Here is a 24,000-nt window from a genome sequence, read left to right as displayed (position 1 = left end):
CGATGCCCGATCCCGAGATTCCAGAGCGCGGCTACACCACCAAGGATGTGGCCGAAGTCGCGGCGCCCAAGAAGAAGAGCTTCGTCCGCCGTCACTGGGGAAAGCTCGCCATCACGGCCCTCGTCGGTATCCCGACCGGCGTGCAGCTCGCGCGCTCCTATGCCGCACTGGCGTTCACGTATTCCAGCGGCGATCGCATCGGCTACGTGCAGAAGCTCTCGCGGAAGGGGTGGGTCTGCAAAACGTGGGAAGGAGAGCTGCAGATCTCCAACATCCCGGGGAGCGCCCCAGTCCTGTTCTACTTCACGGTGCGCAGCGACTCGGTGGCGGCGGCCATCCAGGGGGCCGAGGGACGGCAGGTGGCGGTCAGTTTCGAGCAGCATCCGGGGATCCCGCTCTCCTGCTTCGGCGACACCGAGTACTTCGTGACCGGCGTCCGGGTCGTGAACCCGCAACCGGGCTTCCCGAGCGCGCCCGCCGCCCCGCTCGATTCACCGCCGTCGGCCGCAATTCCGGTCACGCCGCCGCAAAAGTAGCAGCCAGGTCGCATCTTTTCCGTGGCGTCGTCGCCGCGGCGCCAGGTGCACCAGCCTCCGGTGCACCAGCCTCCGGTGCACCTGCGTCCGGTGCACCGTGCCCGGGTAACCGTCCTGCTTGTCGGCCAGCATTGTTCAGCTAGCCGGGGGGGCGTATATTCGGCGCGCTCGAACGCCCGCAAGGACCGATTGGTTCCCCGTGCGTTGTCCTTCTTTTGCGGAGGGAAGGCGCTCATCGAGCGGACTGTCCGCTGTATGGCTTTTGCCTGGGTCGGCGTTTCTGCGCTGCTCGGCAAGCTTACCTCAGGAGTGCAGTATGCGTACGACCGGCAAGGTGAAGTGGTTCAACGACGCCAAGGGGTTTGGCTTCATTACCCCGGACAACGGATCCAAGGATTGCTTCGTGCACTACAGTTCCATCCAGGGCACGGGCTTCAAGTCGCTCGCCGAGGGCGACGCCGTTGAGTTCGAGATCACGCAGGGCGAGAAAGGCCCGGCGGCCGAGGGCGTCGTCAAGATCGGCTGAGGTCTCCCGGAACCACCCAGCCTAACGGCAGGGCGAAGGCCAGCAGGGCGTCCCGCAAGGGGCGCCCTGTTTCGCTTTGTCCCGATGGGCAGGCGTCGGTCGCGCGCTGGCGCGTGAGGCACGAGATTGCGGCGTTCGCGATCCGCACCCTTCAGCATCCTTCGCATGCGACACGTCATCCAGCGCGCCCTGCCGGGCCTCGCACTCCTCCTCGCCGCGCCGCTTGCGGCCCAGCAGCAGACACCACCCCCCGGCGCGCCGCCTAACGCGTCGCAGGCGCAACCCGGCCAGGGGCAAGCGCAGCAGCCGCGCCGCGGCCCGCGCCCCTATGCACAGGTCATCACCGACAAGGCAGTGAGCGACGCCGGCGGCATCACCGTCCATCGCGTCGATGATCGCTGGTTCTTCGAGCTTCCCGACTCACTGCTCGGCCGCGACTTCCTCCTCGTCACTCGCGTGGCGGGTGTTCCCTCCAACTTCGGCGGCTTCATTTCCGCGGGAATGTCCACGGGCGAGCGCGTGGTGCGCTGGGAACGCGTGGGCGACCGGCTCATCCTGCGCACCATCGAATTCGGCGCGGTGGCCGACGACTCGCTCCCCATCGCGCGCTCCGTCGCGTTGAACAACCTGGGGCCGATCCTGGCGGCCTTTCCCATCGCCGCCTTCACGCGCGACAGCGCGAGCAAGGTCGTCGACGTCACGGACTTCTTCACCGGCGACACGCCGGCGCTGAGCGGGCTCTCGGCGGCGCAGCGACGCACGTACCAGGTGCGGCGCCTCGATCCCGCGCGTTCGTTCATCGACGCCGTGCGCTCCTACCCGCTCAACGTCGAAGTGCGCCACACGCAGACGTTCGACGCCGCCGAGCCGCCCAGTGAGCGAGACGCGGGCTCCATCTCGCTCGCCATGTCGCAGTCGATCGTCCTGCTCCCCAAGGTGCCCATGCGCCCCCGCTATGCGGATGCGCGCGTCGGCTTCTTCACCGTCGAGCGCGTGAACTACGGACTCGAGGAGCAGAAGGCCGCGTCGCAGGAGTTCATTCGTCGCTGGCGCCTGGAGCCAAAGGACCCGGCGGCCTATGCGCGGGGAGAACTCGTCGAGCCGGTGCAGCCCATCACGTACTACATCGATCCTGCAACGCCGGCGCGCTGGCGCCGCTACGTGAAGGAAGGCGTGGAGGCATGGCAGAAGCCGTTCGAGAAGGCCGGTTTCCGCAACGCCATCGTCGCCAAGGACCCACCAAGCAAGGCCGAGGATCCGGAGTGGGATCCGGAGGACATCCGCTACTCCGTCGTGCGGTGGACCGCCTCGCTCGTTCGCAACGCCATGGGGCCCAGCACCAGCGATCCGCGCACGGGCGAGATCATCGAGAGCGACATCGTCTGGTACCACAACCACATGCGGTCGTATCGCAATCGCCTGATGATCGAGACCGGGGTGGCCAACCCGGCGGCGCGCACGCTGGAGATTCCGGAAGAGTTGATGGGCGAGACCATGCGGCAGGTGGTCACCCACGAGGTGGGACACGCCATCGGCCTCCCGCACAACATGATCGCGTCGTCATCCTTCCCGGTGGATTCGTTGCGCAAGCCGTCGTTTGCCAGCGTCTACGGCGTGTCGGCGACCATCATGGACTACGCCCGGCAGAACTACGTTGCCCAACCGGGCGACGGATTGCAGCCCAAGGACTTCGTGCGTCGCCTTGGCCCCTTCGACGACTTCGTCATCAACTGGGGGTACCGCGTCCTGCCGCAGGCGCCCACGCCGGAAGCCGAACGGCCGACCTTGAACGGGTGGGTGATCAACCAGCGCGGGCCGTTCCCGTATCGCTACTCGGCGCAGTTCCTCACCGGCATCGATCCGCGGTCGCAGACGGAAGACGTGGGCAACGACCCGGTGAAGGCGGGCTCTTACGCGATTGCCAACATGAAGAAGCTCGTCCCGCAACTGGTGAGCTGGACCACTCGCCCCGGCGAGGACTACGCCGACCTGGCGGAGCTGTACGGCGAAACGCTGGGCATGTGGTCGCTGTACATGGGCCATGTGACGTCGGTGATTGGCGGCGTGGAGGTCGACAGCAAGGTGAGCGAGCAGCCGGGTGCGGTGTACCGCCCGCTATCCAAAGCGCGGCAGCAGGAAGCGCTGGCCTTCCTGGGCGAGCAGGTGCTGCGCACGCCGGCGTGGCTGGAACCGGCGGACATCGTCTCGCGCATCGGCCCGCAGGCGGGGAATGCCTCGCTCGCCACGCGGCAGGGGGCGGTGGTGGCGCAGCTGCTGGACGCGCGACGGCTCGACCGCCTGGCGTTAGGCGAGTCGATGCTCGGGGCGACCAGCGCCTGGCCGGCCGCCGACTACCTGGGCGAGGTGCGCCGCGTCCTGCTGGGCGGCAGCGCCCCGCTCGACGGCAACCGCCGACAGCTGCAACGCATCTACGTCGAGCGCCTCGAGGCACTCCTCTCGCCGCCGCCGGCCCCCGCGGCCAATCCGTTCGGCGGGGGCGGCTTTGGCGGCCCGCTCCCGCCACTGCTGGCGGCGCCGAACGTGCGCCGCAGCGACATCGCGGCGCTCGCCCGTGCCGAGCTGCGTGCCGTGCGCGCGAAGGCGCGCGGGAGCGCGTCAGCCTCGGCGGGAGTCGCGCGGGCGCACTGGCTCGACCTCGCCGACCGCGTCGACGAGATCTTGGAACGACAGAAGGGAAAGTAGCGCGCCGTGACACGTGTGCCCCGGTGGCGTTGAACGCCACCGGGGCACACGTGCATCAGGTCCTGCCGTCGCGGCGGTCCTTGCCGTCGCGACGTTTCCTGCCGCGAGCTACTTGGCCGCCGGGACGATCACGGCATCCACGACGTGCACCATGCCGTTCGAGCCGCGCACCGAGGCGATGACCTTGGCGCCTTCGATCGTGATATCGTTCCCGGACTTCTTCACCGTCACCGAGCCGCCGTCGGCCATGCCGAGCGTCATCCCGTCCGTGAGGTCGGCGGCCTCGAAGACCGAGGTGGTCACGTGGTGCTGCAGGATGCCGCGCAGCTTGTCGACGTTCTCCGGCTTGAGCAGCTCCTCGACCGTCCCCTTCGGGAGTTTGTCAAAGGCTGCGTTGGTCGGGGCAAAGACGGTGAACGGCCCAGCGTTGGCGAGGGCGTTGACCAGGTCCGCTGCCTTGAGGGCAGCGACGAGCGTCGTGTGGTCCGCCGATCCGACGGCGATCTTGACCACATCCTTCTGGGACTCGTTGTCCTCGACGTTGGCCTGCCCGACCGCGGGTCCGGCATCGGGGGTAGCGGCCGCAGCGGGGGCGCCGCCTTCCTCCGAACCGGAGGAGCACGCGAGGGGGAGGAAAGCCGCGAGGACGAGCGGGAGGAGAGAACGGGGGCGCATAAGACCGAGCCTGTGGGCAGGAATGCCGCGCAACACCGCGGCTTTAGGGCGGTTGATTGATGCAGCGATAGTGCGGGATTGGGCGTCAGGGGGCGTCCGTGCCTTCTGTGAGTGAAATCAGGAAGGCCGAGGGTGGGGATTCCCGCACTTGCCGGGTCCGCCATTCGTGCGGATCCCGGCTGACGGAGTGCCCCCACACGCCGCCACGACGTGACGCGCGTCGCCGTCGGCTCAGCTGCTACGCATTGGCCAGCGTGCTGCGCGCCGTGAGCTGCCACCAGGCTCGACTAGCGCAATCCGTGTGTTGGTACGCTTCAGGACGGCATGGACGTGCCCGCATGCGCGCGGCGGATCCTCGGAATCGTTCGCATGTGCGATGATGCGGCTGGCGATCGCTTCCGCGGCCAGAGCCACTCGCGTGTTGGCCCTGACGCGGTATCTTCACCCCGGGCAGGCGCACAACGCGCCGCGCCGAGGCCGGACGATGGGAGGTCGGGTGATGCGAGTACTCATGAGGTGTGTAGCCGGGGCAGTCCTGGTGGGCAGCATGGCGGGAGCGCTCCCGCTCGACGCCCAACAGTCGGGGGCGGAGCCCAAGCTGCGGCGTGCCGCGTTCGCCGCCGACAGCAACGATGCGATCGCGATCTACAACGCCGGATTGCAGCTGATCGATCGCGACCCGCAAAAGGCCGCCGACGCCTTCTACTGGGCGGCGCGCCTCAACCCGACGTATGCCGATCCGCTCTACGGACGCTACGCCGCCCTGCTGCTGAAGGATCAATCGCTGCTGCGACGATGGCTCCAGCGGAGTGATCGCGCCCCGGCCAAGGACATGCGGCAGCTCGACTCCCTCGTCCTCCGCGCCCTCACGATCAATCCGTTCCTCTTCCGCCGGTTCGACAAGGCGATCTTCAACGCGGCGATCCGGGCCGAGATCTCGCGCACGTCCAACGCGACGCAAGTGGATGGCGCGGAGCTCGAGTATGCCATCCAGAGCTACCTCAACAGCGGTGGCCCGGCGGTGCAGGGGTGGATGGCGTACAACGAAGGGCGCCTGACCAGCGCGTTGAACCTCCTCGCCCAGGCGGAGAAGGGGACCAAGCGCAAGACGAGCCTGCGCATCGATCGAGGGCGCATTTTCGGCCAGCGCGGTGAGGCCGATAGCGCCATCGCCCAGTTCCAGGCCGCGCTCACGGAAATGCGTACGCGCGACGAGAAGGAGTTCGTCATCTTCTACAACTCGAAAGCGATGCTGGAGTACTCCATTGGCACGCTGCTCGAGGGACGCGACGACGCGGCGGGCGCCCGCGATGCGTACGGGCGCGCGCTCCAGGAAGACCTCGCCTTCCATCCGGCGCACGTGCGCACCGGACTCATGTCCCTGGGGCGCGGCGACACCACGACCGCGCTCAGCGAGCTCGAACTGGCGGCGCAGGTCGCGGCGAACGATCCCTACGTGCACTACACGTACGGCTATGCCCTCGCGTACTCGCAACGCTTCGATCAGGCGCTGGACGAGCTGAATCGTGCCACGACGCTCGAGCCGCTCTACGCAATGCCGCATGCCATGATCGCCCGCATCTGGGAGGTGAAGCACGATGCCGCCAAGGCGGCGAGTGCCCTGGAGCGCTTCCTCGCCCTGGCGAGCCAGTACGATCCCCAGCGCCCCGCCATGCAGGCGAAGCTCGCGGAGATGAAGGAGTACCTCAAGCAGGACAACTGAGCGATGCGACGCCTCACGCTCATTGCCGGGCGCGTGCGACCTTCGATCGTGGCCATGGCGTGGCTGCTCGTGCTCATGCGTCCGCCCGCGGTGTCCGCCCAGGATTCACTGCGCGCGCCCACCCGTCCGCGCACCACGGCCGAGGACCTGCAGCTCTTCAGCCAGGTCTTCAACCAGCTGCGCGTCAACCATCCGGACTCGCTCGACGCGCATGCGTTGATCATGGCGGCGGTCCGCGGCATGGTACGCGCCGCCGATCCGCACTCGTACGTCATGACGGCCGTGCGCCTCTCGCCCGAGCTCGAGGAGCTGCAACGCAAGGGGAAGCTCACGCCACTCCCGGTCGTCTTCACCTTCGTGGGGGGAAGCCCCGTCGTGGTGTCGATCGCGCCAGGGACCAAAGCGGCGCAGCAGGACATCGTGGTGGGAGACGAACTGGTGGCGGTCGATGGCCGCGACGTGACGGCTGAGTCGAGCGAGGAGCTCGACCTCGTCCTGAGCGGGGGCCCGGGGAGCGCCGCCACGCTCACGCTCGATCGGCGTCGCGCCGATGGAACGCGCGCCCGGCTGGAGCGGCGCATCGTGCGACAACACGTCGACGACGAGACGGCGGTGCCCGTGGCGACGATGCTCGAGCCGACCACCGGCTACGTGCGTGTCACGACCTTCGCCAATACGAAGGTGGCCGAGGACCTGCACGATGCCCTTGGGCGACTCGAGGAACGAGGCATGAAGCGGCTCGTCCTCGACTTGCGCGACAACGGCGGCGGCATCATCTCGCAAGCCGCCAAGGTCGCCGGGGAGTTCCTTCCGGCAGGCACTGTGGTCTATACCTCGGCCGGACGAAAGAAGGAGATCATCGACACAGGACGCGTGAAGCGCTCGTTCTGGCGATCCGAACGCCGCTATCCGATCGTCGTGATGGTGAACCCGGGAACGGCGAGCGCGTCGGAGCTCGTGGCGGGGGCATTGCAAGACCACGACCGTGCACTGATCGTCGGACGTCCGACGTTTGGAAAGGCGCTGCTCATGCAAGGGCTCCCACTCTCGGACGGCTCGCTCATGATGCTCGTCGTGGGGCAGGTGCACACGCCGTGCGGGCGCGTCGTGCAACGGGCCTATCGCGCACTCACGACCCGCAACTACTACCGCCTGGCCGGCGAGGCGCGCGACACGGTGGGGCGCCCCTCCTGCAAGACCGACAACGGACGACAGGTCTACGGCGGCGGCGGCGTCTTTCCGGATGTGGTACTTCCGCCGCCAGGTGATCCTCCCAGCTGGATGTCACGCCTCAATGAGGGCGACGTCTGGCTCGAGTGGCTTGGCAGCTTCCTCCCTGGTGAAGGGGCGCGCCTGACGACGCTCGAGGCGTTCCTGGCCGACGATCGTCCATCGGCGACGGCGATCGCCTCGTTTCGCGCGCTGGCCGCTCGCCACCAGGTCGATATCCCGGGCGCCGCCGATGAACAGTTGTGGCGCGCGATGCGCGGTGTGATCGCTGGCGCGAAATGGGGCGAGGGTGGCGCGCTCACCGTGCGCGCGTACGCCGACAGCCAGGTGCGCGCCGCGCTCGAGAGCTTCACGCGCGCGGCGGCGCTGCTGGGCCCCGAACACAAGGAGTAGAACGACGAACGGCCCGCCGAGGAGGAAGGCCGTTCGCCGTGTGACACCTGCTGCCGTGCGCGCCTAACCAGCCAGCGCCGCCCTCGCTCGCGCAAGCTGCGCCTTCACTGCATTCGGCCCGGTTCCCCCTTCCACCTCGCGTCGCGCCAGTGAGCGCTCGGGCGACAGCGCCTCGTAGACGTCATCGCCAAACGCCGCGTGCGCCTGCGCGTATGCCGTGCGCGGGAGCGCGTGCAACTCCAGTCCCGTCGCCTCGCTCTCACGGACCACCGCGCCAACCGCCTTGTGCGCCTCGCGGAAGGGGATCCCCTTCCCGACGAGGTAGTCGGCCAGGTCGGTTGCCATCATGGCGCTCGAGACCGACGCCCGCATGCGCGCGCTGTCGAAGGTCAGCTCCGCCACCGCCCCAGCCACGGCCGGGAGGACGAGCAGCATCGTGTCGACGGCGCCGAACATGGCCCGCTTGTCGTCCTGCAAGTCCTTGTTGTACCCGCTCGGCAGTCCCTTGAGCGTCGTGAGCAGCGACACCAGGTCGCCGAGCAGGCGTCCCGCCGAGCCACGGGTGATCTCCAGCGCGTCCGGGTTCCGCTTCTGCGGCATCATGCTCGACCCGGTGCTGTAGCCGTCGCCGAACTTGACGAAGGCAAACTCGCTCGAGCCGAAGAGGATGAGGTCCTCGGCCAGCTTCGAGAGGTGCGTCGCCATCATCGTGCACGTGAAGACGATCTCCACACAGAAGTCGCGATCGGCGACGGCGTCGATCGAGTTGGGCGATACCGTCTCGAAGCCCAGCGCGTCGCGCAGGAAGTCGCGCGGCACCGGGAAGGCGCACCCGGCAACCGCACCCGAGCCTAACGGGAGCGTCGCCGTATGGCGCGCCGCAGCCGCCAGGCGCTGGCGGTCACGCTCGAGCGGCCAGAAGTGCGAGAGCATCCAGTGCGCCGCCGAGACCGGGATGGCGCGCTGCATGTGCGTGTACGCGGGGAGGATCGCCTCCTGCAGCGACACGGCTTGGGTGACGAAGACCTGCTGCACCTCGCGCAGCGCCGCGTCGAGCCGTGCACAGGCATCCATCGCCCACAGCCGTGAGGCCGTCGCTACCTGGTCGTTGCGCGAGCGGCCGGTGTGGAGCTTGGACGCGGGGGCGCCGGCCTCCTCGTGCAGGAGGCGGTCGATCATCGTGTGAATGTCCTCGTCCGAGTCGATCGGCGACTCGCCAGCCGCAAGACGCGCCGCGACCTTGTCGAGCCCAGTTCCGATCGCGCTCGCCTCACCCTCGGTGAGGACACCGGCCCGCGCCAAGGCGAGCGCCCACGCCTTGGAGAGCCGCACGTCGAACGGCCAGAGCCGGAAATCGACGCCGATAGAGCGGTTGACCGCATCCATGATCGCCGCCGACTTGGCGTTGAAGCGCCCGCCCCAGAGACGGTGCCCACCTGCGGCCGCTCCACCCGCCAACGGCACCGCCGGCGCCTCGCCAGGATTCGCCCCCTGACTCACGCGCGCACTCGCGAGGGCTTTCTCGCCTCCCTCGCGCTCCCCTTCAGCTCCCCTCTCCCCGTTCCGGGGAGCGCGGCCCTGGCGGCTGCGCGTGGATCCAACGTCACACGAACACAGGTCTCGGTCATTGAGTCGTCAGTCCCGCCAGGCTTGGCACGGGTACAAGTCTGCATGGTTAGCGGAGGGCGCGAGATATTCTACCACTCGCGCTGCATAATCTACCAAGCCGAATAGGCGAGTCAATCGCGCTCGGGGGTGAGCGCCCGCCTATGCATCCGCGGAGAGTTTCTGGATTCGCTTGTGCAGCCGCTCGCGCGCGTCGTTGGACCGGCAGATGATGAGCACCGTGTTCTCGCCGCCGATGGTACCGACGACTTCGCTCCAGCCGGCTGAGTCGATCGCCTCGGCCACCGGCTGGGCGCCTCCGTAGATCGTCTTCACCACCAGGAGCTCGCTCACGCCATCGACCGAATCGACGAACTGCGGCAGGACGTCTTCGACGAGCGTTCGTTCGTCCTCGCCTGCCAGCGACTCGGGAGACGCGTACCGCGGCCCGTCGGGTGTGGGGATGCGAACGAGGCGCATCTCGCGAAGGTCGCGCGACAGCGTCGACTGCGTCACGTCCCAGTCGCGCTCCTTGAGGAGCTGGCGCAACTCCTCCTGGCTCCCCACCGGCTGCGCGGCGACGAGTTCGCGAATGGCGGCGTGACGGTCGCGTTTGTTCACGAAAGGGTGGGGTGAAGGGTGCGCCGCAGATTTAGCACCGGCTGAGCGCGACAACCACCCCCGCACCCGGCGCCTTCCGGATTCGGCCCACCAATTGACACGCAGCGAGTGGGTAAGTATGCATTATGTGTGCATAGAATCCCTGTTGGCGTCTTTGGCGCGAGCGGATATGCGGGGCGCGAGCTCTGCCGTCTGGTCAATGCGCATCCCCAGTTCGAGTTGGCCTACGCCACCGCGAACGCGCAGCGAGGCGAGCGCGCCTTCCTTGGCGGGCGCGAGGTGACCTTCGTGGCGCCCGATGATGCGAACATCAAGGAGGCGGAGCTCGTCTTCAGCGCCCTCCCGCACGGGGCGTCGGCCGCCTGGATCGCGCGCGCGCGCGACGAGGGGGTGCGCGCGATCGACCTGTCGAGCGACCTGCGCCCGGGGCACAGTGCGCAGCACGTTCCCTACGGCCTCACCGAAGTGGCGCGCGAGGAGCTGCGCGGCGCCGAGGTGATCGCCAATCCCGGGTGCTACCCAACCGCCATCCTGCTGTCGCTCGTCCCGCTGCTCGAGCGTGGCCTCATCGCGACGGCGTCCACGATTGTCGTGGACGCGGCGAGTGGCGTCACCGGCGCGGGCAACTCGCCCAAGCCGGAGCTCTTGTTCGGCGAGGTCACCGAGAACTACCGCGCCTATGGCGTGGGGAACGAACATCGGCACCTCCCGGAGATGCGCTCGCTGGTGGCGCGGTACGAGCGCGACGTGGACCTGCTCTTCACGCCGCACCTGCTCCCGGTGGCGCGCGGGATCCTGGCCACCGTCACCGTGCAGCTGACGGAAGACGTGGACCAACCGCTCGCGCTCTGGCACGAACACTATGCGGGCGAGCGCTTCATCGAGATCACCGAGCAGCTTCCGGCGCTGCGCGACGTGGTGCATCGCAACGCGGTGCGCATCACGGTGCGCAAGGCCGCCGGGCTTCGCACGCCGACGCTCATCATCCTGTCGGCGATCGACAACCTGGTGAAGGGTGCGGCGGGACAGGCGTTGCAGAATGCGAACGTCTCGCTCGGGCTTCCCGAGGCCATGGGGCTCCCGCTGTGAGCCGTGCGTCGCTTACCCGTGTCATCAAGCTGGGCGGGCGTGCGCAGGGCGACCCGGCGCTCCCGGCGGCGATCGCCGGCGCGGTGCGCACCGGCGCGCGCGTGGTCGTGGTGCATGGCGGCGGCGACGAGGTCACGCAGCTGCAACGCCGCATGGGCGTCGAGCCCACCTTTCACAACGGGCGGCGCGTCACCACCGAGGGCGACCTCGCCATGGTGCGCATGGTCCTGTCCGGGCTGGTGAACAAGCGGCTCGTGGGCGCCTTTGCCAGCGCGGGCGTGAAGGCCGTCGGCATTTCCGGGGAGGATGGCGGGCTCCTCACGTGCCGGCTCTTTGGTGACGGGAGCCTCGGCGTGGTGGGGGAGCCCGACGCGGTGGAACCGGCGGTGCTCACGGCGCTTCTCGACCGCGGATTCACGCCGGTCGTCTCGCCGCTCGGGCGCTTCGCCGATGGCCAGGGGTGCAACGTGAATGGCGACGATGCGGCGGCGGCGATCGCTGTCGCGTTAGGCGCCGACGAACTTCTCCTCGTGGCCGACGTCCCGGGCGTCCTCGCCGTGGATGGCGAGCGCATTCCGCGGTTGGACGGTGACGGCATGTCGGCGCTCATCGCCAGCGGCGCGGCCACGGGGGGAATGATCGCCAAGCTGGAATCGGCGCGCCTCACGCTCGAGCGCGGCGTGGCCTGCGTCCGCATCGGCGACTTTGCCGCCATTGGCGACGCGTCGGCCGGCACCACGCTTCACCTCGCCCCCGCCGAGCGACGATCCCGCTAGCGCGCGCAACGCGCGCACGCCACTCCGCTCCTCCCTCGTCATCTCGTCTTTCCGTTCTCTCGTCTTCCGAGGTTCCCATGGCCACCACCCTCGCCACCACCGTCACCGAGTCGCTGCTCCCAGTCTACAAGCGCGCACCGATGGAGCTGGTGCGAGGCGAAGGGGTCGAGCTCATCGACGCCGAGGGGAAGCGCTACCTCGACTTCACGAGCGGCATTGCCGTCAACGCGCTTGGCTATGGCGATGCGGGGCTGGCCGATGCCATCAAGCACGCGGCCGATGGATTGATCCACACGTCCAACCTCTTTCGCACACAGCCGGGAGAGCAGCTGGCGGACAAGTTCGTGGCGTCGTCATTTGCCGATCGCGTCTTCTTCTGCAACTCGGGCGCCGAGGCCAACGAAGGGGCCTTCAAGTTCGCGCGTCGCTGGGCGCGCTCGATTGGCGGCGCGGCCAAGCACGAGATCTTCTCGCTGCGCGGGGCGTTCCACGGTCGCCTCTTCGGCACCGTTGCCGCCACCGACCGTCCACAGTATCGCATGCCGTTCCGCCCGCTGGCGGGTGGAATCTCCATCCTCGAACGCGATCTGGACGACCTCGACATCTCGCTCAACGCGGAGACGACGGCGGCGCTTATCCTCGAGCCGATCCAGGGCGAGGGTGGCGTGCGAGTCCTCGACCCGGGGTTCGTGCGGGCGGTGCGCGAGCTCACGCGGGAACGTCGCATCGCGCTCATCTTCGACGAGATCCAATGCGGGCTGGGGCGCACCGGCTACCTGTACGCCTATGAACGTTTAGGGGTCACGCCCGACATCCTCACCCTGGCGAAGCCGATTGCCGCAGGGCTCCCGATGGGAGCGATCCTGGCGACGAACGAGATTGCCGCGGCCATGCAGCCGGGCGATCACGGAACGACGTTCGGCGGAGGGCCCTTCGTCGCCTCGGTGGCGTTGCACGTGTTCGACCGCCTGTCGGATCCGCAGATGCTGTCGCACGTGCGCGAACTGGGGGGGTGGTTCTCCGACCAGCTGCACGGCATCGCGTCGCGCACCGGGAGGATTCGCGCCATTCGCGGGGCGGGGCTCATGTGGGGGGTGGACACGGTGGAGCCGGCGGCCGAGCTCATCGCCCGCGCGCGTGAGGCGGGGCTCCTGCTCGTCTCGGCAGGAGAGCACACCGTGCGCATCCTGCCGCCACTCGTCATCACGCAGGACGACCTGGGGCGCGGGCTGACCATCCTGGAGCACGTCCTGTCGGCCTGACGGCGGTCGTCGGTGCTCGTCGGTGCTCGCCGGTGCTCGCCGGTGCTCTCCGGCGCTCGCGCCCGCCCGACCAACGAACAGCGAGGCGGGGCGCGACACGGCGGTCGCATCCCGTTGTTGTAGCTGACGGAAGCGCCTCGCGGCGCCGCGCGATCAGAACACCACGCCGATCGTGAGGGGGGCGAGCTGCGCGTCGCTGAAGTACGCCCGCCCCGCCTCGATCGAGAAGCGCTGCAGTCGAGCCTCGACAAACCCTTCCACACGGCCGAGCCGGGTGCGCCACCCGAGTCCGCCCCCGTACGCGAGGGCGTTGGCGTTGAGCGCATCCCCTGTCGTGGCGTCGGTCGTGCGCACGCGTGAAAGTCCCACGCCGCCGATGAGGTAGCTCCCGCGGGCCAGTGGCAACTCGACGTTCGCCAGCGCCGTGACGAGTGCCGTGTGGCGAGGTTCGGTGGCGACGTCGCGCGCCACCACGGCGGCCCCCGCCGAGCGTCCCTTTGCCCGTGCTTCGAGTGGGCTCACCGCGAGCGGATCGACGTTGCCGGCGCCCGTCCTCTCGAGGCGGAAACGCGCGTAGCTCACCTCGGGACGAAAGCGCATTCGCTGGCCGGCAAGACGCACGAGAAGCGAGGCCGTCCCCTGCGTCCCCTGCCCGTGCGTATCGCCAAACTCACCCGTCGGGAGGGCAATGCCACCACCGACCGCCAGCGCGAACGGTCGCTCGCTGCGCTGTGCCTGCAAGCTCGCGGCAGGGAGCGCGCCGAGGGACGCGATGGCCAGGGCGGCCATGACGACGCGGGCGCCGCTGCCGCGCGGCGCGCGACGGCCGCCGAAGAGTTTCTCCGGGAGAAAGCAGTGCCGGCTCATGACGCGATGACGAAGGTGAGGCGCACACGGATGCACACTCGAGGCGCCACGTGCAGAATGCACGAACGCCCGACGGGCCGCCACCATGCCGGGGGTGTACATTCTGCGTCGCCCTAGCCGACTCCACACCATGCGCCGCCACCTCCTCGTCCTCGCTCTCGCCTCGCTCGCGCCCGCCTGTCGCGGGGCCACGGCCCAGCCGCCGTCCAAGCCATTTCGCCCGACGCTCGTCGTGCACCTGGCGGTGGACCAGCTGCGGCCCGACTACCTCGAGCTCTATCGGTCGCAGTTTACCGGTGGACTGGCCCGGTTGATGAACGGTGGCGCCTACTTCCCCAACGGGTACCAGGATCACGGGATCACCGAGACGGCGCCGGGGCACTCCACCATGATGGCGGGGCGCTTTCCGCGTGGCACCGGGATCGTCGCCAACGACGCCGGTGTGCTCGATCCGCAGATGCCGCTCATCGGCACGCCCGGCGATCCGGCGTCTCCCTTCCGCTTTCGCGGCACGGTGCTGGGGGACTGGCTGCGCTTCAACGATGTGCGCTCGCGCCTGGTCGGGGTGTCGCGCAAGGACCGCTCGGCCATCCTCCCGTTAGGCAGAGCCAAGGGCGAGGCCTACTGGTACGCCCCCAGGTCGGGCTTCTTCACGACGAGCCGCTACTACGCCGACACGCTCCCCGAGTGGGTCCAGCGCTTCAATGCACGGCGACTCCCGCAGGCGCAGTTCGGCACCACGTGGGACCTTCTCCTTCCGCCATCGGCGTATGCCGAGGCCGACAGCGTGGAGGCGGAGTCGAAGGGGAAGGACTTCACCTTCCCGCATCACGTGCCGACCGACCCGGCCATCGCCAACGAAGGCTTGAAGGACTTCCCGGTGATGGACCAGATCATCGCGGCGCTGGCGCTGGAGGCGGTGAACGTGCGCGAACTCGGCAAGGACCCGACGCGCACCGACTTCCTGTCCGTGTCGTTCTCCACCACGGATGCCATCGGACATCGCTACGGCCCGGATTCGCGCGAGATCCATGACCAGATCGTGCGCCTCGATCGGACGCTCGGCGCCTTTCTCGATTCGCTGTACAAGTTGCGCGACTCGTCGTCGGTGATCTTCTCGCTGACCGCCGATCACGGCGTGGGGCCCTTTCCCGGCAAGGACCTCGTGACGCGCTACCGGACCACGGCGGCCGGCCGCTTGAATCCGCGTCCGGTGGTGAGTGCTCTCACCGAGTCGCTCACCAAGGCTGGCGTTGATCCGGCCGGCTTCCTGTGGGACATGGGGGTGCTGTACCTGGATCCCGTGTACTTCAAGCGCGCGCGTGTGAATCGCGACTCGGTCGCGCGCTCGTTTGCGCGCGCGATGGCAAAGCTCGACGGCGTCATGCGCGCCGACGTGTACACCGACCTCGTGAAGCGTGGACCCAAGGCCGACGACATCACGCGCCGTTGGCTGCAGATGTTTCCCGAGGACGTCCCGGTGGCGGTGGTGGTGACGATGCGCCCGTTCTGGTACTGGCAGTTCCAGGTGGACGCGTTGCACGGCACGCCGCACGACTACGACGCGCGCGTTCCGGTCATCTTCTACGGCGCCGGAATCAAGCCGGGGCGCCACACGGACAAGGTGCGCGTGGTCGACATCGCGCCCACGCTGGCTGCGGCGCTCTCCATTCGACCGATGGAGAAGCTCGACGGCCGCGTCCTGACGGCTGCCCTTCGTTAGGGATGGCCATCCGGCGTCGCCCGGAGGTCCAGCGTGCCTTCGACGAGGTCCGCTTCGGGGCGACGCGCATCCTGAATGTGCGCGACGCCCTCCTCTCGGGGGCGGAGGCGGTCCGGCGTGTCGACGGATGGATTCGCGCCAAGCAGGTCGAGCAGGCCGACGAGGTGCTCGTGATCACCGGGCGCGGGAACCAGAGCGTGGGACAGGTGGCGGTGGTGCGCGAGGAGGTGCGCAAGCTCCTCAATCGCCTGCGCCGCGCGGGCGTGGTGTCGTCCATCAACGAACACACCGCCGGATCGTTCGCCGTCACATTGGCCTCGCTCCGCGCCATGTTCGATGCCCCGCCGCGCTCGCGCGACGGCCACACGGGGCGCCAACGCCACCCGCCACGCGGCAACCCGCAGGCGCTCGCCGGACTGGATGAGGAGACGCTGGAACTGCTGCGGCGCGTGGCCCTGCACTCGCTCGACTCGTTAGGAATGCCCGACCCTGACGAGCCCTTCATCCTGGGCGAGATGGAGCGCAACTTCTCGCTCCTCGCGCGGGCGCTGGGCGCTGCCCCGTCGGAGGTGGCGCTGCGCACCGCGATTGCCCGCGCCCTGGCCGAGTACGAAGACGCCGACTGACGCCGCCCGCCACACCTGCTGACCGTGCGCGCCCCTTTCCATCCCCTGCCCATGCCCGTGCTCCCACACCCGCTTCCCGACACCTCTCCTGCGCGCGCATCGCGCTCAACGCGCGCGGCGATCGCCTTGCTGCTCGCCTGCACGGCGCGCCCGCTGGCTGGGCAGGGCCTCACCGGCTTCTCGCGCGCCAACGGTGAGCGCCAGCGCCTGCTCGAGCGCGCGGCGGTTGCGATTCCAGCGCCGGCGCGCGCCGAGGCGCATTCGCGCGTCTTGTCGGCCGAACCGCACGTCGCCGGAACCGCCGCCCAGGCGCGCACGCGCGACTACGTGATCGAGCAGATGAAGGCGCTGGGGATGGAGACGGAGGTACGGAGCTACGACATCTGGATGCCGCACCCGACGAGCGTCCGGGCGTGGCGCGTGGATGGTGCGGCGCGCGAGCTCGACCTGCGCGAGGGGAGCGTTCCCGGAGATTCAACGTTAGGCACGACCGGCGAGGTCCTCCCCATCAATGGCTACGCGGGGAGCGGCGACGTGACGGGCGATGTGGTCTTCGTGAACTACGGGCTCATCGAGGACTACCAGCAGCTCGCGAAGCTGGGTGTCTCCGTGCGCGGCAAGGTTGCCATCGCGCGCTACGGCCGTTCGTTCCGCGGCATCAAGGCGCGCGAGGCGGAGAAGAACGGCGCGGTGGCGCTCATCATCTACTCCGATCCGCAGGACGATGGCTACGTGCGCGGCGATGTCTATCCCGAGGGACCGATGCGCCCGCCGCAGGGGATCCAGCGCGGTGGCGTGGCCAACGGAAACGGCGACCCCACCACGCCAGGGTGGGCGAGCCGTACCGGCGCCACGCGCATTGCAGCTGCCGAGGCGAACGTTCCGCACATTCCGGTCGTCCCGATGGGGTACGGGAACGCGGCGTTGCTGCTGGCGGATCTGCGCGGGACACCCATTCCGCCGGGCTGGCAAGGGGCGCTCCCGTTTCGGTATCACGTGGGCCCGGGGCCGGTAAAGGCGCGCGTCGCCATCGCGACCGACACCGCCACGCGTCCGCTCAAGACCATCTGGAACACCTTCGGCATCATTCGTGGGCGCGAGCTGCCCGACGAGATGGTCATCGTGGGCGCGCACCGCGACTCGTGGGGACCTGGGGCCGCCGACAACGTCAGCGGGACCGTGAGCGTCCTCGAGGCCGCGCGCGCCGCGATGGAGCTGGTGAAGAAGGGAGATCGTCCGCGTCGCACGATGGTGTTCGCCACGTGGGATGCCGAGGAGTGGGGGCTGATCGGGTCGACCGAGTACGTCGAGGATGATTCGCTTCGCCTCCTTCGCGGCGCGGTGGGCTACCTCAATCAGGACGTGTCGGCGCAGGGGAGCGCGTTCGGGGGCGGTGGATCGCCGAGCCTGCGAGCCCTGCTGCGAGATGTCGCGAAGCAGATCGATGACCCGCGCGGTGGGAGCGTGTACGAGCGATGGCGCGCCGCGGCGAAGCTGGCGAGCGACTCCCTGGAGCCGCCGATGGGCGATCCCGGTGGCGGCTCGGACTTCGCGGGCTTCTACAATCACCTGGGGATCCCGCACGCCGACTGGGGGTTCGGGGGTGGCGGCGGCGTGTACCACTCCGCCTACGACTCGTTTGCCTGGATGAGTCGCTTCGGCGACCCCGGCTTCACCTACCACGCGATGGCGGCGCGAGTCGGGGCGGCCATGATGCTTCGATTGGCCAACGCCGATGTCCTGCCCTACGACTACGTGGAGTACGCGCGCACCATGCGCCGCTACCTCCCCTCGCTGGATCGTGCCATTGCAGCTGCCGGCGGCGGCGTTGACGTCGCGCCGCTCGCGGCTGCCTTCAAGCGCATGGAGCGCTCGGCGCGAACCTTTGCCGCCGCGCGCGATGCGGCGTTGGCGGGGACTCAGCGCGGTGCGCCCGCGCCCGCCACGTTGCGTGCCGCCAATTCGGCGCTCCTCGGCGTCGAGCGTGCGCTCACCCGACCGGAAGGGCTGCGGACCCGCCCCTGGTTCCGCAACCTCATCTACGCCGCCGATGAAGACAACGGCTATGCGACCATCGTCTTCCCGTCCATCAATGAGGCGCTGCGCCGTGGCGACCTGACACTCGCGCGCGCCGAGCTGGCCGACCTCGCGGCGCGATTCGATGCCGCCAGCCGCAAACTGGACGAGGCGCGGACGGCGCTGCAGGGAGGCGCCCCGTAGGATTATCTGCCTGACCGCGCCTACCAGGGCGCGGTCGGGGCCCGGAGAAAGACGATCGCCAGCACGACGAGCAGCGCCACCACTGCGATCGCCAGCGCAACGAAGCGCAGGAGTGAGCCAAGCGAGCGTCGCTCGCGCGGTGGCGGAACCTCGCGCGCCACGATGCGCGGCGGCTGCGATGCTCGTTGCAGCTGGGCGTGCCGTCGCAACCTCGCCAGCGCTTCCTCGCCGGTCAGCAAGTCCAATGGTGGGGCTGCAAACGCAGGCGGCATCGGCGGTCTTGCCGGCGCGGGCGGCGCCTCGGGCGCGAGCACCTCGCGCGCGACACCCATCGGCGCGTTGTCGACCGTCGTGAGCTCCCCCTTCACCGTCGCGGGCTCTACCGGCGCTACCTCATGCGGCGGGAGCTCACGCGGCGCTACTTCACTCGGCGCGAGCTCACTCGGCGCGAGCTCACTCGGCGCGAGCTCCTCCGGCGACACCTCCAGCGCCGTCTCCTCCCCCAACGCGCCTTCGACATTCACCAGCTCCGCCGACACCACCTCCACCACCTCCGCCACCACCTCCACCTCCACCTCCAACGCCACCTCTACAGGCGAGAGCGCTCCCGCAGGCTCCGTCTCCACCGGCGGAGCGCTCGACTCCACAACGACGGGAAGCAGGAGCTCCGACTCCTCGACCGACACGACCTCGGTCGGGCGCACTCCAACCGGCGTGTGCCGGATATAGGCGCGGGGGAGTGTCCTCCCTCCAGACTGTGCACGAGGATGCGAGCTGGCGCGTGAGAGGTGGAAGCGCTGCGGCACGCCGCCCCGCCGCCCCGCCTGCCGCACCTCCGGCTCGATCGAGACCGGCTCCACGACCTCGCTGTCGTGGGGCGCCGGACTCTCAGGCGGCCCGTGAGCGCTCACGGGAGTTGGGGCTGCGCGCTCGAGCGAGGACGGCATCCCGAGTTCCGCATACGTCCCGGCTCTGGTGACGAACGGATGAAGCTCGGGCGCCGAGAGCGCAGGGTTACGCGCAATGGTCGCTGCCGGCGTACGGAGCGATGGTCCCGCTGGCGGCTCCAACGGCGCGGAAGAGGTGAGCGGCGGCGCGGACGGCGTGACCGATGGCGCGGACGGCGTGACCGATGGCGCTTCAGCCTTGCGCGGTGGCGCCGGCTCCACCGAAGGTGTGCGCCCGCTCGCTGGCGAATCGACCGCAGGGGAACGCGCGGGCATTGCGGCTGGCGGCGTGATGGCGATGCGCCGCCTCTCGCCCCGCTCCTCGGCGCGGGCTCGGGCTTCCGCGATTGGCGAGGCGCCGGGCAGCCGAATGGTCTCCGGTGTCGCGCGCCCTCCGTGCGCGGGGCGACTCCCCGGCAGGGGAAGCTCCGGCCGCGCCGACGGGTCGGTCGGCGCCACGTCGACCGACACTTCGATTTCCAGGTCGATGACCGGCGTGCGCGCGCGCGGTGGTTCGAGAAGAAGGATCTCGTCACGACCCGACGGGCCCCAATGGTCCCCCGTCGGCGGGCCGCCGCAGCAGGTGCAACCAAGGCGCGGCGACAGGTCGATGAGCACGTTCTCGCCGCTAAGCAGCAGCTCGGCGAGGTCGGTCGAGAAGGCGTCGTCGGTGATCGTGACCAGGCGCCGGTCGGGGGCGCGCGTCACGAGCGCCTTGGGGGCGGGACATCCCCCCGGAAGGGAGAAGTAGCGGCGCCGGTCGGGCGGGAGCACGGAGTCGAAGACAGCTGGCTGGCGCGTGAGCGACACGCCGCGATTGACGAGCAGGCGCAGGAAGTCGTGCGCCCCGATCCTCGTGTCGATCGAATCGTCACGTGCGCTGGGGCAGCCGCCAATCGTCGTGATGCGAAGCGGTGCCCCCGCATGCAGCGCGCGCAGGTAACGTGCGGCCGCGACCGCGGGAGACACCACGGAGATCAGGTACGGCGCCAGTTCGTTCCCCGCCGCCAGGAGACGCGCCCGCAGCGCCGGGCAGGCGCAGAAGATGGCGGGAGCGCTCCCGCGCGCCGCGATCGCGCGCAGCGTATGCTCGGCCAACACCTCCTCTCCCCAACTGACGGGCACGACAAGGTCGTACCCACACGCGAGAATCGCGTGGGCCAGCTGGATCGGACGCGCCGGAAGTGCTGCCAGGACGGCGTCGTTACCGACGATTGCGACTTCGAATGGTCGCGGAGGGGTGTCGACCGTGGCGCGGTGCGACATCGGGGGGAGGGACTGCGAAACGAGCTCAGCGATTCGGGAAAGGAAGGTGAAAATGCAGAGCCTGTCCAGACAAGTCTCCCGGTACTTTCTGCCCATGGGCTCGCTTCGCTGGTCAGCCACCCGTGTGGCGCAAGGAACCGATCCACCGCGGCCGCACTTTGATGGTCGGGAGCAGGGCGTCTGACCCTGATTTCTGAGACGGCCGTAACCTCAACATGCGCAATGGCTTGCACACTGATGATCCTGGTGGTCGTGGCGCAGCACCTTCTCACGGTGGCTGACTCACCGCCCTTCGCTCCCGCCGGGCCTTGGCCGGGGAAGTTGTCGGCGGGCGTTAACCGCGGCGCGGCGGCTGGGGATCCGTCGCTCGCACACGGCTGAGTCGGGCGACACATGGGGACGCCGTTGGTCGCCTTGTGGGCCACGATCGCGGCGCTGGCGGCCGCGGTGGCGGCGCTCGCCGTTAGGCAGATCGGCAGCCGACGCGCGCTCCGGGCGCGCGACGTCCGGTGGTGTCAGGCGCACCCCGTCGGTCCCGACGGGATCCTCGATGGTGCGGCACCGATCGCGCTCGATGCCGCCGGCTCGCGCGCCTGCCTCCTCCTGCATGGCTTCGGCGACACACCGCAGTCGCTGTCACGGCTGGCGCACGCGTTGCACGCGGCGGGATGGACGGTGCGTGCGCCACTGCTTCAGGGGCATGGCCGAACGCTTTCGGCTTTCAACGACACCGATGCGGAAGACTGGGACGGGACGGCCCGGCAGGCGTACGCGGCGCTCCGGGGGACGCACCGCACGGTGGCACTCGTGGGCCTCTCGATGGGTGGCGCGCTCGCCACGAGACTTTCGGTCGACGGTCAGGCGCCGGCGGCGCTCGTGCTGCTGGCTCCCTATCTCCAGGTCTCCCGCCGAGCGCGTCTCCTCACCGCGGTGTGGCCGCTGTGGGCCCTCGTGCGCCCCTGGGTGCCCGGTGATTCCGATGCCTCCATCCGCGACCCCGAGGCGCGGCGAGCGTCGTTAGGCTACGGCGGCGCAACACCGCGCCTCCTGCGCGAACTCCGCCGGGTGGTCGATGGTGCCACCGCGGCATCCGCTCGGGTGACAGCTCCCACGCTGGTCATCTTCTCGAAGCACGACTACCGCATCCCCATAGAAGCAGCGCGCGCGGCGTTCGATCGACTGGGCGCGCCGGTCAAGGAAGTGCACTGGGTCGAACGCTCGGGGCACGTGATCACCGCCGACTACGACGCGGACGCCGTCGGCGAGCGCGTCGTGGAGTGGCTGGAGGGTCGATAGTCGGCGCCACAAGAGCGCCCTCCGCGTCCCCCGCGCCCGCACATCCAGAAATCTCCGCCGTTTTGTCGCGTCATCGGAGAAGCGACGGATGGCGCACGGCTGCAAGCGACAGGCACTCGTGGCAAATCGCCTCAGGTGCGCTTGGCGGCACGAGAGCACCGTCGGCTGCAGCGCGGGCGCCAGTATCGGCATTACCTCCGGCGAACTGAAGCGTCTGGATTGCAGCGGGTTAGGGTAACAAGGCCGGCGGCTGTTCCGGGTGTCGATATTCGAGGCAGCTCCGACGTCGACTCCACGCCGCGGCAGTGAGAAGTCGAAGATATGTGGCGTTTTGCGGCAGTCGTGACGCGGATGTCCGCGGTACCGTCAAGAAACGTGGCACTGTGCAAGGTCGTGACGGCTATAGGGATCGCTCGTCGAATCGGCGGACAGCTGGCATCACCTCACTTCCGTCTCCTCCGTCCGAGGCTTCCACCATGCGCACCCTTCGAACTGTCGTCGTCGCCCGCTCGATCCGCCGCGCCGCCCTCCTGCTCGCCGTCACGGCGGGCGCTGCACAGGCGCAGTCCGGTCTTCTCTCCAACACGGCCACGGTCACGATCAACGCGACCAAACAGGCTGCGCTCACGATCGCGATCAACTCCGGTGGCACCCAGACGATGAGCAACCTGAGTGACAACGCCGTCAACAGCTTCTCCACGCCGGTGAACATCACCACCACGTGGGACATCAACCCCTCGGCGGCGTCGGTGGTGCTCGTCGGCTACTTCAGCAACCCGTCGCAGGCGCTCGCGAACGGCACCGACTTCATCGCGTCGTCGCTCGTGAAGGGGCGCATCGGGACGAGCGGTGCCTTCAACCCCTTCAGCGGCGCCGTCGTGACCGGTGGCGCAAGCTCTGTCGGCGTCGCGGGTGGCACGCTCTCGCTCTTCTCCCAGGCCATCACTGGCGCCAACAAGAAGTCGAGCCGCACCGACGACCTGTACCTGCAAATCGACCTCACCGGTCAGTCGGTGACCGCCGGTACGTACAACGGGACGCTCAACCTCCGCGCCATCACGCAGTAGCGCCCACCCACCACGCGCCCGTCGTTCCCGGCATGTGGCGACGGCGCGTTCGGTGTCTCGTTCGCCTCCCCGAGTCCATCCAGCCTCCATGCCCCCGCTCCGCCAGTTCCTCGACACCGTGATGGTCGCCTCGCTGGCCGTGGCCAGCGTGGCGGGGCTCGCCCCGCGTGCAGCGCAGGGGCAGAGTGTGCGGCCGTCCGTCGTGGAGTACCCGGTGCAGGGGCGCGGCCGGTTCGAGTTGGTGAACGAGACGCTCTTTCCCCTCACGGTGGTGCTGGAGCCGCGCGGCTTCTCGGTCGACGAGCAGGGGAATCTCACCGACCTTCCGTTGGACACGACCAACGTCGAGTTGCGGCTGTCGGCCATGTCATTCCGGATTCCGCCGTTAGGCACGTACACGGTCTCGTATGAGGCGCGGGCGCGGCAGCTCCCCGCCTGGTTCATGGTTCTCGCGGCGATGACCGGGGCGCGCACCAGCACCGGGCTGAACGTCCGCCTCGAACTGCCGCACGTGGTCTACCTGCTGCAGAAGGACCCGCTGGCGCGTTCCGCCGTCGCCGTGCGCTCGTTCGACTTCGATAGCGCGGGCAGGAAGGCCGTCCTCGAACTCGAGAACACGAGCGACGCGCTGGGGCGCGTCCTCGCCTCGGAACTGAGCGTCGACGGAAAGCATGGCGCCCCGTTCGGCGGCTTCCCGCTCTTCCCGCGCAGCCGTCGCCGGGTGGAGGTGCCGTGGGATGGCAGCGGACAGCCGGACCGCGTCGTGCTTCGCTTCGCGCGGTTCACGCTCGACGAGCACCGTCCGGTGATCGCCGCCGACGAGCGCCGCGCCGGCGCCCAGCGTTAGGC

Annotated in this window: 19 protein-coding genes; 14 read left to right on the top strand and 5 right to left on the bottom strand. The window is 69.2% G+C overall.

All coding sequences use genetic code 11. The features are described from left to right. Nucleotides 1-2: 2 nt before the first annotated feature. The 3 genes from IT359_04685 (at nt 3) to IT359_04675 (ending at nt 3,765) form a co-directional block, all read left to right on the top strand. Complete coding sequence (locus tag IT359_04685) at nt 3-536, top strand: hypothetical protein (protein MCC6928273.1); 534 nt, start codon at nt 3-5, stop codon at nt 534-536. 316 nt (nt 537-852) lie between these two features. Further along, on the top strand, nt 853-1,062 hold the full coding sequence (locus tag IT359_04680; GenBank protein MCC6928272.1) for a cold-shock protein: 210 nt from the start codon (nt 853-855) through the stop codon (nt 1,060-1,062). Between the two features lie 165 nt (nt 1,063-1,227). Continuing rightward, nucleotides 1,228-3,765, top strand: coding sequence for a zinc-dependent metalloprotease (locus IT359_04675; GenBank protein MCC6928271.1), 2,538 nt, complete (start codon nt 1,228-1,230; stop codon nt 3,763-3,765). A 108-nt stretch (nt 3,766-3,873) separates the two neighbouring features. On the opposite strand, the gene IT359_04670 is transcribed toward IT359_04675, so the two are convergent. Further along, nucleotides 3,874-4,440, bottom strand: coding sequence for a fasciclin domain-containing protein (locus tag IT359_04670; GenBank protein MCC6928270.1), 567 nt, complete (start codon nt 4,438-4,440; stop codon nt 3,874-3,876). A 511-nt stretch (nt 4,441-4,951) separates the two neighbouring features. Here IT359_04670 and IT359_04665 point away from each other — a divergent pair. Together IT359_04665 and IT359_04660 are read left to right on the top strand one after the other, a co-directional pair. Continuing rightward, nucleotides 4,952-6,163 (top strand): hypothetical protein, encoded by a 1,212-nt coding sequence (locus tag IT359_04665; GenBank protein ID MCC6928269.1) that lies wholly within the window; start codon nt 4,952-4,954, stop codon nt 6,161-6,163. 3 nt (nt 6,164-6,166) lie between these two features. Continuing rightward, nucleotides 6,167-7,786, top strand: a complete 1,620-nt coding sequence (locus IT359_04660) for a PDZ domain-containing protein (protein ID MCC6928268.1) — start codon at nt 6,167-6,169, stop codon at nt 7,784-7,786. Between the two features lie 63 nt (nt 7,787-7,849). Here IT359_04660 and argH read toward each other — a convergent pair whose 3' ends face one another. Continuing rightward, nucleotides 7,850-9,172, bottom strand: coding sequence for an argininosuccinate lyase (argH, locus tag IT359_04655; protein ID MCC6928267.1), 1,323 nt, complete (start codon nt 9,170-9,172; stop codon nt 7,850-7,852). Between the two features lie 381 nt (nt 9,173-9,553). Then, nucleotides 9,554-10,012 (bottom strand): arginine repressor, encoded by a 459-nt coding sequence (locus IT359_04650; protein ID MCC6928266.1) that lies wholly within the window; start codon nt 10,010-10,012, stop codon nt 9,554-9,556. A 129-nt stretch (nt 10,013-10,141) separates the two neighbouring features. Between IT359_04650 and IT359_04645 the strand changes: the two genes are divergently transcribed. The 3 genes from IT359_04645 (at nt 10,142) to IT359_04635 (ending at nt 13,139) form a co-directional block, all read left to right on the top strand. Further along, nucleotides 10,142-11,101, top strand: coding sequence for an N-acetyl-gamma-glutamyl-phosphate reductase (locus tag IT359_04645; GenBank protein ID MCC6928265.1), 960 nt, complete (start codon nt 10,142-10,144; stop codon nt 11,099-11,101). Then, nucleotides 11,098-11,877 (top strand): acetylglutamate kinase, encoded by a 780-nt coding sequence (gene argB, locus IT359_04640; protein ID MCC6928264.1) that lies wholly within the window; start codon nt 11,098-11,100, stop codon nt 11,875-11,877. The genes IT359_04645 and argB overlap by 4 nt, the downstream gene beginning before the upstream one ends. Nucleotides 11,878-11,954: 77 nt before the next feature. Next, on the top strand, nt 11,955-13,139 hold the full coding sequence (locus IT359_04635) for an acetylornithine transaminase (GenBank protein MCC6928263.1): 1,185 nt from the start codon (nt 11,955-11,957) through the stop codon (nt 13,137-13,139). A gap of 153 nt (nt 13,140-13,292) precedes the next feature. Here IT359_04635 and IT359_04630 read toward each other — a convergent pair whose 3' ends face one another. Further along, complete coding sequence (locus IT359_04630; GenBank protein ID MCC6928262.1) at nt 13,293-14,006, bottom strand: hypothetical protein; 714 nt, start codon at nt 14,004-14,006, stop codon at nt 13,293-13,295. 130 nt (nt 14,007-14,136) lie between these two features. Between IT359_04630 and IT359_04625 the strand changes: the two genes are divergently transcribed. From IT359_04625 to IT359_04615, 3 genes are read left to right on the top strand one after another with little or no spacing between them, the layout of a single operon-like run. Further along, the gene (locus IT359_04625) at nt 14,137-15,729 is read left to right on the top strand and encodes an alkaline phosphatase family protein (GenBank protein ID MCC6928261.1); all 1,593 of its coding nucleotides are present in this window, start codon (nt 14,137-14,139) and stop codon (nt 15,727-15,729) included. A 2-nt stretch (nt 15,730-15,731) separates the two neighbouring features. Beyond that, entirely contained in the window at nt 15,732-16,355 is a 624-nt protein-coding gene (locus IT359_04620) for a Smr/MutS family protein (protein ID MCC6928260.1), read from the top strand. A gap of 51 nt (nt 16,356-16,406) precedes the next feature. Then, nucleotides 16,407-18,575, top strand: coding sequence for a M20/M25/M40 family metallo-hydrolase (locus IT359_04615; GenBank protein MCC6928259.1), 2,169 nt, complete (start codon nt 16,407-16,409; stop codon nt 18,573-18,575). A 20-nt stretch (nt 18,576-18,595) separates the two neighbouring features. On the opposite strand, the gene IT359_04610 is transcribed toward IT359_04615, so the two are convergent. Further along, entirely contained in the window at nt 18,596-20,788 is a 2,193-nt protein-coding gene (locus IT359_04610) for a hypothetical protein (GenBank protein ID MCC6928258.1), read from the bottom strand. Nucleotides 20,789-21,181: 393 nt separating this feature from the next. Here IT359_04610 and IT359_04605 point away from each other — a divergent pair, with 393 nt between their 5' ends. From IT359_04605 to IT359_04595, 3 genes are all read left to right on the top strand, one after another. Further along, on the top strand, nt 21,182-22,084 hold the full coding sequence (locus IT359_04605) for an alpha/beta fold hydrolase (protein MCC6928257.1): 903 nt from the start codon (nt 21,182-21,184) through the stop codon (nt 22,082-22,084). Nucleotides 22,085-22,560: 476 nt separating this feature from the next. Continuing rightward, nucleotides 22,561-23,151, top strand: a complete 591-nt coding sequence (locus IT359_04600; protein ID MCC6928256.1) for a hypothetical protein — start codon at nt 22,561-22,563, stop codon at nt 23,149-23,151. Nucleotides 23,152-23,239: 88 nt separating this feature from the next. Then, nucleotides 23,240-23,998 carry a hypothetical protein gene (locus IT359_04595; GenBank protein ID MCC6928255.1) on the top strand — a complete coding sequence of 253 codons (759 nt, stop codon included), beginning with the start codon at nt 23,240-23,242 and terminating at the stop codon, nt 23,996-23,998. Nucleotides 23,999-24,000: the final 2 nt, after the last annotated feature.

The organism is Gemmatimonadaceae bacterium (assembly GCA_020852815.1).
GTDB lineage: Bacteria > Gemmatimonadota > Gemmatimonadetes > Gemmatimonadales > Gemmatimonadaceae > SCN-70-22.
Note: the sequence above shows the minus strand (reverse complement) of the source record. Positions and strands in the feature narration are given on the sequence as shown.